This is a genomic window from Agrococcus sp. DT81.2 (genome assembly GCF_049844935.1).
In the GTDB taxonomy this organism is placed as follows: Bacteria; Actinomycetota; Actinomycetes; order Actinomycetales; family Microbacteriaceae; genus Agrococcus.
Window position 1 is genome coordinate 220,476 of sequence record NZ_JBNCLZ010000002.1, and the last position, 13,625, is coordinate 234,100.

General features: G+C 70.4%; 13 protein-coding genes. 7 read left to right on the forward strand and 6 right to left on the reverse strand.

Translation table 11 applies throughout. The features are described 5' to 3' along the window. Position 1 precedes the first annotated feature (1 nt). Together ACLQ21_RS04330 and ACLQ21_RS04335 are read right to left on the reverse strand one after the other, a co-directional pair. Positions 2-2,539 (reverse strand): ATP-dependent Clp protease ATP-binding subunit, encoded by a 2,538-nt coding sequence (locus ACLQ21_RS04330; protein ID WP_425661832.1) that lies wholly within the window; start codon positions 2,537-2,539, stop codon positions 2-4. 107 nt (positions 2,540-2,646) lie between these two features. Beyond that, entirely contained in the window at positions 2,647-3,081 is a 435-nt protein-coding gene (locus tag ACLQ21_RS04335; RefSeq protein WP_425661834.1) for an iron chaperone, read from the reverse strand. Between the two features lie 138 nt (positions 3,082-3,219). On the opposite strand from ACLQ21_RS04335, the gene ACLQ21_RS04340 reads away from it, so the two are divergent. Continuing rightward, positions 3,220-4,242 (forward strand): LLM class flavin-dependent oxidoreductase, encoded by a 1,023-nt coding sequence (locus tag ACLQ21_RS04340; RefSeq protein WP_425661836.1) that lies wholly within the window; start codon positions 3,220-3,222, stop codon positions 4,240-4,242. 45 nt (positions 4,243-4,287) lie between these two features. Next, positions 4,288-4,851, forward strand: coding sequence for a GNAT family N-acetyltransferase (locus ACLQ21_RS04345; RefSeq protein WP_425661838.1), 564 nt, complete (start codon positions 4,288-4,290; stop codon positions 4,849-4,851). Between the two features lie 5 nt (positions 4,852-4,856). On the opposite strand, the gene ACLQ21_RS04350 is transcribed toward ACLQ21_RS04345, so the two are convergent. After that, entirely contained in the window at positions 4,857-5,396 is a 540-nt protein-coding gene (locus ACLQ21_RS04350; RefSeq protein ID WP_425661840.1) for a type 1 glutamine amidotransferase domain-containing protein, read from the reverse strand. 96 nt (positions 5,397-5,492) lie between these two features. Between ACLQ21_RS04350 and ACLQ21_RS04355 the strand changes: the two genes are divergently transcribed. Next, on the forward strand, positions 5,493-6,209 hold the full coding sequence (locus tag ACLQ21_RS04355) for a DNA alkylation repair protein (protein ID WP_425661842.1): 717 nt from the start codon (positions 5,493-5,495) through the stop codon (positions 6,207-6,209). Between the two features lie 27 nt (positions 6,210-6,236). Here the strand turns inward: ACLQ21_RS04355 and nagB are convergent, their stop codons facing one another. Continuing rightward, the gene (gene nagB, locus ACLQ21_RS04360; RefSeq protein ID WP_425661844.1) at positions 6,237-7,013 is read right to left on the reverse strand and encodes a glucosamine-6-phosphate deaminase; all 777 of its coding nucleotides are present in this window, start codon (positions 7,011-7,013) and stop codon (positions 6,237-6,239) included. Positions 7,014-7,149: 136 nt separating this feature from the next. Here nagB and ACLQ21_RS04365 point away from each other — a divergent pair, with 136 nt between their 5' ends. Then, on the forward strand, positions 7,150-7,905 hold the full coding sequence (locus ACLQ21_RS04365; protein ID WP_425661846.1) for a GntR family transcriptional regulator: 756 nt from the start codon (positions 7,150-7,152) through the stop codon (positions 7,903-7,905). On the opposite strand, the gene ACLQ21_RS04370 is transcribed toward ACLQ21_RS04365, so the two are convergent. Next, positions 7,856-8,560, reverse strand: coding sequence for a sugar isomerase domain-containing protein (locus ACLQ21_RS04370; protein ID WP_425661848.1), 705 nt, complete (start codon positions 8,558-8,560; stop codon positions 7,856-7,858). The two genes, ACLQ21_RS04365 and ACLQ21_RS04370, sit on opposite strands and share 50 nt — an antisense overlap. Next, complete coding sequence (locus ACLQ21_RS04375) at positions 8,557-10,407, reverse strand: PTS transporter subunit IIC (protein ID WP_425661849.1); 1,851 nt, start codon at positions 10,405-10,407, stop codon at positions 8,557-8,559. The genes ACLQ21_RS04370 and ACLQ21_RS04375 overlap by 4 nt, the downstream gene beginning before the upstream one ends. A gap of 394 nt (positions 10,408-10,801) precedes the next feature. On the opposite strand from ACLQ21_RS04375, the gene nrdH reads away from it, so the two are divergent. From nrdH to nrdE, 3 genes are read left to right on the forward strand one after another with little or no spacing between them, the layout of a single operon-like run. Continuing rightward, entirely contained in the window at positions 10,802-11,029 is a 228-nt protein-coding gene (gene nrdH, locus ACLQ21_RS04380; RefSeq protein ID WP_425661851.1) for a glutaredoxin-like protein NrdH, read from the forward strand. 16 nt (positions 11,030-11,045) lie between these two features. After that, positions 11,046-11,456, forward strand: a complete 411-nt coding sequence (nrdI, locus tag ACLQ21_RS04385; RefSeq protein WP_425661853.1) for a class Ib ribonucleoside-diphosphate reductase assembly flavoprotein NrdI — start codon at positions 11,046-11,048, stop codon at positions 11,454-11,456. Beyond that, positions 11,444-13,594 (forward strand): class 1b ribonucleoside-diphosphate reductase subunit alpha, encoded by a 2,151-nt coding sequence (gene nrdE, locus ACLQ21_RS04390; protein WP_425661854.1) that lies wholly within the window; start codon positions 11,444-11,446, stop codon positions 13,592-13,594. Before nrdI ends, nrdE begins: the two co-directional genes overlap by 13 nt. Positions 13,595-13,625: the final 31 nt, after the last annotated feature.

A 13,625-nucleotide genomic window follows, 5' to 3' on the forward strand; every position in this document is an offset into this window, starting at 1 on the left:
GCTACATCGCAGCGGTCGCCGGCTCGTCGTCGGTCGCGGTGACGGTGAGCTCGTCCCCGGCGACGTCGACGCGCACGGTGCCCGACTCGAGGCCGCCGACGATCAGGTCGGCGACGCGATCCTCGACCTCGCGCTGGATGAGCCTGCGGAGCGGCCGCGCGCCGTACTGCGGCTCGTACCCGTGCTCCGCGAGCCACGTGAGCGCCGCGTCCGACACCTCGAGCCGCAGGTGCTGCGACGCGAGCCGCTCGCCGACGCGGTCGAGCAGCAGCGTGACGATCTGCCGCAGCTGCGCCGGCTCGAGCTTGTGGAACAGCACGATCTCGTCGATGCGGTTGATGAGCTCCGGGCGCATCTGCTCGCGCAGCCGTCCCATGACCTTCGCGCGCAGCTCGTCGGCAGAGCCGGTGCCGTCGCCGGCCTGGAAGCCGATCGGCCCCGACTTCGATGCCAGGAACTCGCCGCCCAGGTTCGAGGTCATGATGACGACCGTGTTGCGGAAGTCGACCGTGCGGCCCTGGCCGTCGGTGAGGCGGCCGTCCTCGAGCACCTGCAGCAGCAGGTTGAAGACATCCGGGTGGGCCTTCTCGATCTCGTCGAGCAGCACCACCGAGTACGGCTGGCGCCGCACCCGCTCGGTCAGCTGGCCGGCCTCGTCGTAGCCGACGTAGCCGGGAGGGGCGCCGATGAGGCGCGCGACCGTGTGCTTCTCGCCGAACTCAGACATGTCGAAGCGCACGAGCGCCGACTCGGCGCCGAACAGGCTCGACGCCAGCGCCTTCGCGAGCTCGGTCTTGCCGACGCCGGTGGGTCCGAGGAACAGGAAGGAGCCGATCGGCCGGCCGGTGTCGCCGAGCCCCGATCGCGAGCGCCGCACGGCCTTCGCGACCGCGCTGACGGCATCCTCCTGCCCGATGACCCGCTCGTGCAGCTCCTCCTCGAGGCGGGCGAGCCGCGTGCGGTCGCCCTCGGTGAGCCGGGATGCGGGGATGCCGGTCGCGCGGGAGACGACCTCGGCGATCTCCTCCTCGTCGACGACGCCGTCCTCGCCCGAGCCCGAGTCGATCGACGCCTGGATCGCCGCGATGCGGTCGCGGAGGCGGGTGGCCTCCTCGAACTCCTCCGCGGCGACGGCTTGCCGCTTCTCGTCCTCGAGGTGCTCGCGCTCCTTCGTGAGCGCATCCACGTCGACCTTCGCGCCGAGCCGCAGCCGCAGTCGCGCGCCGGCCTGGTCGATGAGGTCGATCGCCTTGTCGGGCAGGAAGCGGTCGCTGATGTAGCGGTGCGAGAGCTCGACGGCGGCGCGCAGGGCGGCCGGCGTGTAGGTGACGCGGTGGTGCTCCTGGTAGGCCGACGCGAGGCCCTCGAGGATGAGCACGGCGTCCTCGACGCTCGGCTCGGCGACCATGACCGACTGGAACCGCCGCGTCAGCGCCGCGTCCTTCTCGATGCGGCGGAACTCCGCGAGCGTGGTGGCGCCGATCATGTGGAGGTCGCCCCGCGCGAGCCGCGGCTTGAGGATGTTCGCCGCATCCATGCCGCCCTCCGCGCCACCGCCGGCGCCGAGGATGGTGTGCAGCTCGTCGATGAAGACGATGAGCTCGTCGCGGTGCGCGGTGATCTCGTCCATCGCCTTCGTGATGCGCTCCTCGAAGTCGCCGCGGTAGCGCGTGCCGGCGACCATGGCGGTGAGGTCGAGCGCGACGACGCGCTTGCCGACGAGCGACTTCGGCACGCCGCCCTCGACGATCGCGCGGGCGAGCCCCTCGACGATCGCCGTCTTGCCCACGCCGGCCTCGCCGATGAGCACGGGGTTGTTCTTGGTGCGGCGGGAGAGGATCTCGATGGTCTGCTCGATCTCGTCGGCGCGGCCGATCACGGGGTCGACCTTGCCCTCGCGCGCCCGGGCGGTGAGGTCGATGCCGAACTCGTCGAGCGTCGGCGTCGTCGAGTTGGGGTCGACCGCCTTGCCCGGCGAGCGGCCCTGCTGCTCCTCGATCGCCTCGCGCTGCGCTTGCGCGGCAGCGCGCTGCAGCGCCTCGGGCGTGATGCCGGCCTCCTGCAGCAGCCCGCCCGCGGCCGTGTCGCCGGCGACGAGGAACGCGAAGAACAGGTGCTCGGGGTCGATGTAGCTCGAGCCGTTCGCGCGCGCGATCTGGTACGCGTCGCGCAGGGCGCGCTGGGCGGATGCGGTCAGGCTCGGCGGGCCGCCGACCTCGCGGTCGCCGTCGGCCGGCATGCGGCCGTGGATCGCCGCCCGCAGCGCGTCGACGTCGGCGCCGGTGCCGTGCGCCGCGGTCGCGACCTGCGGCACCTCGAGCAGCGCGTGGAGGAGGTGCAGCGCGTCGACCTCGGCGTGCTTGTGCTCTCGCGCGTACTCGACCGCGCTCGCCATGACCGAGCTCGTGCGCCGCGAGACGAGCCGCGAGAGGTCGATCGCGCGCTGTGCGGGCACGCGCTGTCCCTGCAGGATCCTCGCGATGAAGTCGTCGAACGATCCGTCGCCGGCCCCGTAGACCGGTCCGTAGATGGCTGCCATTGCATCCCCTCGAAAGCTGATCCGTCGAACTTGAGTCTGCTCGACTCAAGTATGAACGATCTGTGAGGGGGTTGGCATTCCCGGCTCGCGCGAACGTCCTCGCGGCGTCAGCTGATCGCCCGTTGCACGAGCTCCGTGACCCGCTTTCGGACCGCATCCGCCGTGCTCGTGACCGCGAACGACGTCGGCCACATCTCGCCGTCGTCGAGGTTCGCGGGCTCGTCGAAGTTGAGCGTGCCGTAGCGCGTCTTGAACTTCGAGGCCTGCTGGTAGAACACCACCACCTTGCCGTCGCGGGCGTAGGCGGGGAACCCGTAGAACGTCTTCGGGTCGAGGTCGGGCGCGATCTCCGACACCACCTCGTGGATCATCTGCGCGATCGCCTTGTCCGGCTCGGGCAGGCCCTCGATCGTCTCGAGCACATCCTGCCGGTCCTTCTCCTTCTTGCTGCCGCCCTTGCGGCCCGCCTGCTTCTTCAGCTCTGCGGCGCGCTGCTTGACTGCCTCGCGCTCGACGTCGGAGAGCTTGTCGTCGTCTGCCATCGGGTCCTCCGTGGTCGGATCGGTCGGATGCGTCGCGCGCGGCTCGCACGCTGGTACCGATCATGGTCGCTCGGCACCGGCGGCGCTTCTCCGATCCTGACCGGGAATCGGGCGCCGCGCCCGCCGGTTCCCTCTCTCGTGCGCAAACGGATCGGCTTCCTCTCCTTCGGCCACTACCGGGACGTGCCCGGATCGCGCGTGCCGACGGCCGGTGACAGCCTGCGCATGCACGTCGAGCTCGCGATCGCGGCGGAGGAGGCCGGCCTCGACGGCGCCTGGGTGCGGGTGCACCACTTCGACGAGTCGCTCGCGACGCCCTATCCGCTGCTCGCCGCGATGGCGGCGCGCACGAGCACGCTCGAGCTCGGCACCGGGGTCGTCGACATGCGCTACGAGCAGCCGCTCGCGATGACCGAGCTCGCCTCGGCCACCGACCTGCTCTCGGGCGGGCGGCTGCAGCTGGGCGTCTCGCGCGGCTCGCCCGAGCGCGCCGTCGACGGCCAGGAGCGGTTCGGGCTCGGCCTGGCAGCGGGCGGCAGCTGGTCGGTCGAGGCGCGCGACCGCGCCGACCGGTTGCGGCGGGCGCTGCGTGGTGAGCCGGTCGCGCGCTCCCAGCGCGCCGTCGAACTGGGCCAAGGCCCGGACCTGCCCGTGGAGCCGCACTCCCCCGGACTCTCGGACCGTCTCTGGTGGGGCGCCGGCAATCACGCCTCGGGCCTGTGGGCCGCCGAGCACGGCTACCACCTGCTGTCGTCGACGCTGCTGACGCAGGACGACGGGCGGCCCTTCCACGTGCAGCAGGCCGACCAGGTGCGCGCCTACCTCGACGCGCACGCGGCGGCGGGCCATCGCATCCGACCCCGCACCGCCGTGACGCGCAGCGCCTTCCCGATCATGAGCGACGACGACCGACGCTACTTCGGCCTCGCCGACGAGCGGCACGACGGAATCGGGAGGATCGAGGGCGGCGCGGTGCGCGGCGGTCCGACGTACGCCGGCGAACCGGAGCACGTCGCGCGACGGCTGCTCGCGGACGAGGCGGTGCAGGCGGCCGACACCGTGCTGTTCGCGCTGCCGAGCCAGCTGGGGCTCGACTACAACGCCCACCTCTTCACCTCGCTCGCCGCGGTCGCGCGCGAGCTGGGGTGGCTCGAGGACTGAACTGCGGGCTCCCGCCGGACCGGCCGCGGCACTACCGTCGGTGCTGTGGCGACGACCTCTCCCGAGCGCGCCGCGCCCCTCCGCGGCGACCTGATCCGGCTCCGGCCGGTGCGGGCGCGCGACCTCGACGAGCTCTACGAGCGCCTCGGGGCGCTCGAGCATCGCGGCGCCTACTTCCCCGTCGGCCTGCGGGCGGAGCCCGTCTTCCGCAGGTCGTTCGACGAGACCGGCTTCTGGGGCAAGGACGAGGGGATGCTGCTGATGACCAGCTGCGACGGCGCGGTCGTCGGCGAGATCGAGTTCTACCCCATCGCGAGCTACCTCACGGGCTTCGAGCTCTCGTACCTGCTCTTCGGGCGCGAGCACCACGGCAAGGGCTACACGACCGAGGCCGTGCGGCTGCTCACCGCGTACCTCTTCTCCCGCTGGCAGATCGAGCGGGTGCAGCTCGCGATCCACCCCGACAACGCGGCATCCCGCCGGGTGGCCGAGAAGTCGGGCTACGCGCTCGAGGGACGCATGCGGCGCTGCTGGTACAACGACGGCGCGTTCCACGACCTGGAGATCTGGGCGACGCTGCGGAGCGAGCGCCCCGCAGCGTCGCCCTGAATCCGTCAGCCCTCGTGCACGCCCTCCGCGAACTCCTCGACGATCTTCGCGTTGAACGCGGGCAGGTCGTCGGGCGTGCGGCTCGAGACGAGGCCGTTGTCCGTCACGACCTCCTCGTCGACCCAGTCGGCGCCGGCGTTGCGCAGGTCGGTCCTGAGGCTCGGGTAGCTCGTGATCCGCCGCCCATCGACGCCGCCCGCCTCGATGAGGATCCAGGCGCCGTGGCAGATGACGCCGATCGGCTTGCCCGCATCGACGAAGCCCTTGACGAGCGCGACCGCGTCGTCGTCCATGCGCAGGTGGTCGGCGTTCACGACGCCGCCCGGCAGCACCAGGGCGTCGAAGTCGGATGCCTGCGTGTCCTTCGCGAGCGCGTCGACCGCCTGCGTGTGACCCTTCTTGCCCTCGACCTGGCCGTCCTTCGGCGCGACGAGGGTGGGCAGCGCGCCGGCGGCCTGCACCGCCTCCCAGGGGCTGGTGAGCTCGGAGTCCTCGAAGCCGTCCGTCAGGACGAACGCGACCTTCTTGCCGGTGATGTCAGCCATGGCTGTGCTCCTTCCAGTTGGGGTACGACGAGGACCATACCCCCGCCGGATCTGCGTCCCTTGTGCGTCGGCTCCCCACCGGTGCACGATGCCTGCGTGACGGTGCCCCAGGAGTCGCTGGTCGAGGCGCTGGTCGAGCGGCTGGCCGGGATGGCGACCGCCGATCGGCGCGCCGACTTCGAGCGGGCGCTCGCCGACCGCACCGAGACCGAGATCCTCGGCGTCCGCATGGGCGAGGTGTTCGCGCTCGCCGACGAGCACCTCGACCTGCCGCTCGACGCTGTGCGAGCTCTGCTCCGGCGACCCGAGCACGAGGCGCGGGTGCTCGCGCTCAGCGTGCTCGGCCGTCGCGCGAAGCGGTCGCGAGCCGGTGATCCGTGGCTCGACGCCGCGCTGGCCCTCTACCTCGAGGAGCACGACCGGATCGTCTCGTGGGACCTCGTCGATCTCGCGGCGCTGTACGTGCTGGGTCGTGCGGTGCTCGAGAGCGACCGGCGTGTGCTCGACGAGCTGACCGCGTCGGCCGATCCGCTCCGACAGCGCAGCGCGCTGATGGCGACCCTCACGCTCGTGCGGCACCGTGAGACGTCGGATGCGGTGCGGCTCGCGACCGGGATGCTCGCGTCGCCCGCCGAGCAGCTGCAGCGCACGGTCGGGGCCCTGCTCCGCGAGGTCGGCAAGGTCGACGAGTCACTGCTCGTCGCCGTCCTCGAGCGTGAGGCGCCGCGCATGACAGCGATCGCCCTGCGGTTCGCGACCGAGAGGCTGGACCCCGGCGAGCGTGCGAGGCTGCGCGCCGGTCGCGTCGCGTAGCCCCGTGCGTCGTCGCGGTCGCGCGCGTCATTCCACCGCGTCGCGGTGCTCCTGCACCTCGCGGTAGTAGTCCGCGAGCTCGAGCTCCGAGGCCGCCGCCTCGTCGATGACCACCGTCGCCCGGGGGTGCAGCTGCAGCGCGGTGCACGGCCAGCGCGCCGAGATCGCGCCCTCGACCATCTCGCGCACCGCGGCGGCCTTCCTCGTGCCGGTCGCGATGACGATGGCATGGCGGGAGTCGAGGATGGTGCCGAGGCCCTGCGTGAGGCAATGGCGCGGCACGGCGTCGACGTCGCCGCCGAAGAAGCGCGCGTTGTCCTGGCGGGTCTGCAGCGTGAGCGTCTTGATGCGCGTGCGCGACGTCAGAGACGACGACGGCTCGTTGAACGCGATATGCCCGGCGGTGCCGACGCCGAGGATCTGCAGGTCGATGCCGCCGGCGTCGGCGATGGCCCGCTCGTACTCGAGGCATGCGGCGACCAGGTCTTCAGCGGTCCCGTCGGGCCCCCGGACGGCGCCCGGCGCGAAGTCGACCCGGGAGACGAGGTCGGCGTCGATGACGGCGCGATAGGAGCGCGGGTCGTCGGCCGGCAGGCCGACGTACTCGTCGAGCGTGAAGCCGCGCGCCCGGGCGAACGAGAGCCGGCCGTCCTGCACTCGGCGCGCCAGCTCGTCGTAGACGCTCAGCGGGCTCGAGCCGGTCGCGAGTCCCAGCACCGCATCCGGACGCCGCTCGAGCAGCGCGTGCAACTCGTCGGCGACGAGCGCGCCGACGGCGTCGGCATCAGCGATCACGATCTCCATCGGTCTCCTCCGCGGCATCGGCTTCCGAGGACTCCACCATGCCGCGTCGGCGACGGGAGCGCCACGTCCGAACGGACGGTGGGTGGAGGCTCAGACGCGACTGCCCCCGCCCGCGCCCGGGTGCCAAGATGACGGCATGCAGCCGCGTGCAGAGCCGAAGTACCGGCGCCTCGTCGACCGATTGCGCGAGCTCACCGAGACCCTGCCCGAGGGCTCCGTGGTGCCGAGCGAGCGGCAGCTCGCCGACGAGGAGGGCGTGTCGCGCATGACGGCGCGCCGTGCGCTCATCGTGCTCGAGCGCGAGGGCAGGCTCGTCCGCGAGGTGGGCCGCGGCTCCTTCGTCGCTCGGCCCGCGGTCAGCCTGCCGCTGCGGCTGACGTCGTTCAGCGACGACATGCGGGCGCGAGGGCTCTCGCCCGGATCGCGCGTGCTCCATGCGGAGGTCGCTGTCGACCCCGGTGCCGCTGCGGCGCTCGGCGTCGACGCGGACACGCCGCTCGTGCGGCTCGACCGGGTCCGGCTCGCGGACGGCCGACCCATGGCGATCGAGCGCGCGCGGCTCGTGGCCGCGGCGGTGCCGGACCTGCTCGAGGGGTTCGACCCGGTGAACGATTCGCTCTACCGCGCGCTCGACGAGCGCTACGGCCTGCGGTTCGACGCGGGCGAGCAGACGATCCGAGCGGCGATCGTGCGCGACGCCGACGTCGACGCCCTCGCCATGGAGCCCGGCGGAGCGGTGATCGAGTTCGTCCGCAACTCGAGCGCCGCCGGTCGGGTGATCGAGCACACGGTCTCGACCTACCCGGCCGATCGCTTCGAGCTGCGCGCCGAGATCGTGCCCGTCAGAGCTCGGGGATCCGCGCTGCCCAGCGCGCTGCGACGTCGCGGTTGAGCGCGTCGTTGCCCTCGACGTTTGCGCTGCGCCACAGCTCGACACCGGGCTCGATCGACACGATCTCCTGCTGCACGCGGAGCCACAGCGCCGTCGCGGCGAGGCTCGACCCTGCCGCCGTCACCGGCGCCTCCTGCGGCCACGTCACGTCGCCCGGGGGCGCGCCGGTGTCGAGGACGACGTCGGCGAGCTCGAGCAGCCGGACACCCGCGCGCGGCGTCGCCGCGGTGGACGCCGCCACGGAGGTCATCGCGATCACCGGCGCCCCGCGCTCCCGCGCCACCTGGGCGATCTCGATCGGATAGGGGTTGATGCCCGACGTCGAGACGACGAGCACGACGTCCTCCGGCGCGATGTCGGCCTGCTCCGCGACCGAGCGGCCCAAGCCGGGCTCGCGCTCCGCGGCCGTCGAGCCGGAAGCGCTCTGCAGCGGCATCACGCGGGGGTGCCACATCGGCCTGACCGCCGCCAGTCCCCCGGCCCGGAAGAACAGCTCGAGCACCGTCGCGAGCGAGTGGCCCGCGCCTGCGGGGCGCACCAGTCCACCGGCTCGCAGGGAGTCGAGGATGCGGTGGGCCGCCTCACGCGTGCTCGCCTCGTTGCGCTCGCACGCGTCGGTGACGATCCTCGCGATGGCGTCCGTCCCGGTCGTCACAGCCAGCCCCGCTCCTCGAGCGCCCCGCGCAGGCGGCGCTCGGTCTCCTTGACGTCGACGAAGCTCTCGATCGGCACCATCACCGGCGCGAGCCCGGGGATCGACTCGAGGTAGGTCGGCTGGGCGACGACCACGTCGGGCGTGGCCCCGCGCGCCGAGCTCAGGTCGGTGTGGGTGACGTCGGCCTCCACGCCGATCCGCTCGAGCGCCTGCTCCACCGTGCGCCGCAGGATCAGGCTCGAGCCCATCCCAGCGCCGCAGACAGCGAGCACCTCGAGCCGGCCGGGCCGGCCTCCCGTCGCCGCGCCCGCGGCAGCAGGAGCGCGCTCGGCGCTGGCGGCCTCGGCGGCGGCGGCCGTGGGACTCGCGGCCGCCGCCCCGCTGCGGCCGGGCGCGGCTCGCGCCCCGACCAGGTCGTCGGCGTCGAGCGGTTCCGGCGCGGCTTCGAGGTCCACGCCGCGAGCGCGCGCACGACGTCCGACGGCCACGAGCACGAGCACGGTGACGACGAGCGCCGCACCCGCGAGCAGCCACATGGCCGATGCGCCGAGCGGCGCTAGCACCTGACCGACGCCCAGCACGAGCCAGCCGACGGCGAACCAGTCCGGGTCGGCGAGCGTCGCGAGCTCCGGGGCGGTGCCGGCGTAGAGCCCCCAGCCGATCCACTGCCCGAAGGCCAGCACGACGCCGTTGAGCGCGCCGCCGAACACGGCGCCTCGCCAGCCGGCGACGGCGTTGCCGAACACGCCGCCGGCGCCGCCGCCGAAGAACAGCATGATCATCGGCGGCACGAGCACGAACCAGCCGGCCGCCGCGAACACGCCCATGAGGATGAGGAAGACGATGGTCGACACGACGAAGCCGACCATGACCGCGGTCGGGGCCTTCGTGAACGTGACCGGGATGTCGAGTGCCGGCCGGGTGCCGGGCAGCGCCCGCTCGCTGAGGCCGCGGAACGCGGGCACGATCTCGGTCAGGAACATGCGCACGCCGAACAGCAGGATCGCGATGCCGGCGGCGAAGCGCAGTGCCTGCAATATCGCCCAGACCCACGGGAGCACCGTGGCGCCCGCCATCTGCTCCGCGACGACCGCCGGATCGGCGAAGAGGATCGCGACGAGCATGACCACGCCGATGATGAAGGCCGTCGAGACGTTGATGTCCTTGAAGAACGACAGCGCCTTGGGCAGTCGCAGCCGTTCGCTGTCGTGCCGGTCGGGGTCGCCGAGCCGCATCGCTCGGGCGCCGTAGCCGGTCGCGAGCGCGAGCGTCGACGTCGTGTGCGCGAGCGCCACCTCGTCGTTGCCCATCACCCGACGCATGAGCGGAGCGATCCAGAGCGGCTGCAGGACCCAGTAGCACCCGAGCAGGATCGAGCCCACGCCGGCGAGCAGCCAGCGATCGACCTCGCCGAACGCCTCGACGAGGCTCGCGGCGACGACCACGCTCATCCAGTACATGAGGTGGCCGGTCAGGTAGACGTAGCGCGCGGCGGGGAAGATCCGCACGAGCGCGAGGTGCACCACGAAGCCGCCGGCGATCATGAGCGGCACGACGGAGCCCGGTCCGGCGTTGAAGTCGGTCAGGCTCGACGACGCGGTCGGGGCCTCGAGGCCGACGGCGCTCGAGACGATCGCCTGGAAGCTCACGAGCCCGCCGACGAAGATCTCGACGCCGATGTTGAGGATGACGACGCCGATCGTGGCGCGCAGGGCGCCCGCGACCACCTCGTCGAACGGCTTGCGCTGCAGCACGAGGCCGACTGCGGCGATGATGCCGATGAGCACGGCGACCTGGCTGAACAGGTTGTCCGCGATGAGTCGGACGATGCCTTCGAAGACGTCCATCAGAGCTCCCTTGCCGCCGGATGGCGGGATGGTATAGCCCACTTCGCCGCGACGTCAACGGGCCGATCTCATGTGGGTGGCCCGCCGTAGCGTGGCCCTCACGAGCCGATCGGGAGGGCCTCATGCGGCACACGAACGACACCGTTGTAACTCCTGCTCGGCGTGTCGCGGATCGAGTTTCCGAGTCCTGCACAGGGCGCGGCCGCGTCTCTCCACAGGCTTTTCCGCGTCGTTCCGCGGAGGGAATCACAACCTGGGGATGGTTGTTGAAACAGGTGTGGAGAAACACACCATCTTGTGTCGCTGCTTCGCGTCAGACCCCACATATAGTGGGAGCCCGGCCAACGCCGGACCGCTTCCCCAGCACACGAACCACACACGAGGAGTGCCGCTCATGACCGTCACCGTCTACTCCAAGCCGGCTTGCGTCCAGTGCACGATGACCACCCGCGCACTCGACGCGCAGGGCATCGAGTACGAGATCTTCGACGTCACCGCCGACGACAAGGCGCTGCAGACCGTCAAGGAGCTCGGCTACCTGCAGGCGCCCGTCGTCATCGCCGACGAGCAGCACTGGTCGGGCTTCCAGCCCGACCGCATCAAGGCGATCCTCGCGGCCTGAGCCGGGCAGCGCGTCGATGGGGGCCGTCGTGAGCGAGGTCGTCTACTTCTCGAGCGTCTCGGGCAACACCGCCCGGTTCGTCGAGAAGCTCGGGCGACCGGCTTCGCGCATCCCGCTCTACGCGACCGAGCCGCCCCTCGTGCAGGACGAGCCCTACGTGCTCATCGTGCCGACCTACGGCGGCGGCGACGGCAAGGGCGCAGTGCCCAAGCAGGTCATCCGGTTCCTCAACGTCGAGCAGAACCGCAAGCACCTGCGGGGCGTGATCAGCGCAGGGAACACGAACTTCGGTGCGGGCTACGGACTGGCGGGCGACATCATCGCCAAGAAGTGCCAGGTGCCCCACCTCTACCGCTTCGAACTCTTCGGAACAGCCGACGACGTGCGCGTCGTCAATGATGGATTGGATGCACTATGGCAACGGTGACGCCCGAGATGACGTCGGGCAAGACGTCAGCGATGGACTACCACTCGCTGAACGCGATGCTCAACCTGTATGGACCGGACGGCAAGATCCAGTTCGAGAAGGACCGCGAGGCTGCGAACCAGTACTTCCTGCAGCACGTCAACCAGAACACGGTCTTCTTCCACTCGCTGAAGGAGAAGCTCGACTACCTGGTGGAGAACGAGTACTACGAGCAGGAGGTGCTCGACCAGTACTCCTTCGAGTTCATCAAGTCGCTCATGAAGCGCGCCTACGGCTACAAGTTCCGCTTCCCCACGTTCCTCGGCGCGTTCAAGTACTACACGTCGTACACGCTCAAGACGTTCGACGGGAAGCGCTACCTCGAGCGCTACGAGGACCGCGTCGTGAACGTCGCGCTCGCGCTCGCCGAGGGCAGCGAGCAGCTCGCCGAGGCCTACGTCGACGAGATGGTCAACGGCCGCTTCCAGCCGGCCACCCCCACGTTCCTCAACGCGGGCAAGAAGCAGCGCGGCGAGCTCGTCTCGTGCTTCCTCCTCCGCATCGAGGACAACATGGAGTCGATCGGCCGCTCGATCAACTCCGCGCTGCAGCTGTCGAAGCGCGGCGGCGGTGTGGCGTTCAACCTCACGAACATCCGTGAGTACGGCGCTCCGATCAAGCAGATCCAGAACCAGTCGTCCGGCGTGATCCCCGTGATGAAGCTGTTCGAAGACAGCTTCTCCTACGCGAACCAGCTCGGTGCTCGTCAGGGCGCGGGCGCGGTGTACCTGCAGGCGCACCACCCCGACATCATGCGGTTCCTCGACACGAAGCGCGAGAACGCCGACGAGAAGATCCGCATCAAGACGCTCTCGCTGGGCGTCGTGGTGCCCGACATCACGTTCGACCTCGCGAAGAAGGGCGAGGACATGTACCTCTTCTCGCCGTACGACGTCGAGCGCGTGTACGGCGTGCCGTTCAGCGACATCTCGGTCACCGAGAAGTACCACGAGATGGTCGACGACGCCCGCATCACGAAGACGAAGATCAACGCGCGCGAGTTCTTCCAGACGCTCGCCGAGATCCAGTTCGAGTCGGGCTACCCGTACATCATGTTCGAGGACACGGTGAATCGGGCCAACCCGATCGACGGCCGCATCAACATGTCGAACCTGTGCAGCGAGATCCTGCAGGTCAACACCCCGTCGACCTACGACGACGACCTCGACTACGAGACGGTCGGCAAGGACATCTCCTGCAACCTGGGCTCGATGAACATCGCGCTGTCGATGGACTCGCCCGACTTCGGCAAGACGGTCGAGACGGCCATCCGCGCTCTCACCGCTGTCTCCGACCAGTCGAACATCGGCTCCGTGCCCTCGATCGCCCGCGGCAACTCGATGAGCCACGCGATCGGCCTCGGCCAGATGAACCTGCACGGCTACCTCGGTCGCGAGCGCATCCACTACGGCTCCGAGGAGGGGCTCGACTTCACGAACATCTACTTCTACACGGTGCTGTTCCACGCCCTGCGGGCGTCGAACCTGCTCGCGCAGGAGAAGGGCCAGACGTTCGAGGGCTTCGAGCGCTCGAAGTACGCGTCGGGCGAGTTCTTCGACAAGTACACGCAGCAGGAGTGGAAGCCGGCGACCGCCCGCGTGCAGGAGCTGTTCGACACCTCGAACATCCACATCCCGACGCAGGACGACTGGCGCGCGCTGCAGGCGCTCGTGCAGCAGCACGGCATCTACAACCAGAACCTGCAGGCGGTGCCCCCGACCGGCTCGATCTCGTACATCAACAACTCGACGTCGTCGATCCACCCGATCGCGTCGAAGATCGAGATCCGCAAGGAGGGCAAGCTCGGTCGCGTCTACTACCCGGCGCCGTTCATGACGAACGACAACCTGGAGTACTTCCAGGACGCGTACGAGATCGGCCCCGAGAAGATCATCGACACCTACGCCGCGGCGACGCAGCACGTCGACCAGGGCCTGTCGCTCACGCTGTTCTTCAAGGACACGGCGACGACCCGCGACATCAACCGGGCGCAGATCTACGCATGGCGCAAGGGCATCAAGACCATCTACTACATCCGTCTCCGCCAGCTCGCGCTGGAGGGCACGGAGGTGGACGGTTGCGTCTCATGCATGCTTTGAGCATCTCTCACTACATCTCGCGATCTGCTGA

Excerpts from the sequence above, each read along its gene's own strand:
- ACLQ21_RS04350 (WP_425661840.1), bottom strand. The coding sequence starts at position 5,396 with ATGGCTGACATCACCGGCAAGAAGGTCGCGTTCGTCCTGACGGACGGC.
- ACLQ21_RS04335 (WP_425661834.1), bottom strand. The coding sequence starts at position 3,081 with ATGGCAGACGACGACAAGCTCTCCGACGTCGAGCGCGAGGCAGTCAAG.
- nrdI (WP_425661853.1), top strand. The coding sequence starts at position 11,046 with ATGGGGGCCGTCGTGAGCGAGGTCGTCTACTTCTCGAGCGTCTCGGGC.
- nagB (WP_425661844.1), bottom strand. The coding sequence starts at position 7,013 with ATGGAGATCGTGATCGCTGATGCCGACGCCGTCGGCGCGCTCGTCGCC.
- ACLQ21_RS04375 (WP_425661849.1), bottom strand. The coding sequence starts at position 10,407 with ATGGACGTCTTCGAAGGCATCGTCCGACTCATCGCGGACAACCTGTTC.
- nrdE (WP_425661854.1), top strand. The coding sequence starts at position 11,444 with ATGGCAACGGTGACGCCCGAGATGACGTCGGGCAAGACGTCAGCGATG.
- ACLQ21_RS04330 (WP_425661832.1), bottom strand. The coding sequence starts at position 2,539 with ATGGCAGCCATCTACGGACCGGTCTACGGGGCCGGCGACGGATCGTTC.
- nrdH (WP_425661851.1), top strand. The coding sequence starts at position 10,802 with ATGACCGTCACCGTCTACTCCAAGCCGGCTTGCGTCCAGTGCACGATG.
- ACLQ21_RS04365 (WP_425661846.1), top strand. The coding sequence starts at position 7,150 with ATGCAGCCGCGTGCAGAGCCGAAGTACCGGCGCCTCGTCGACCGATTG.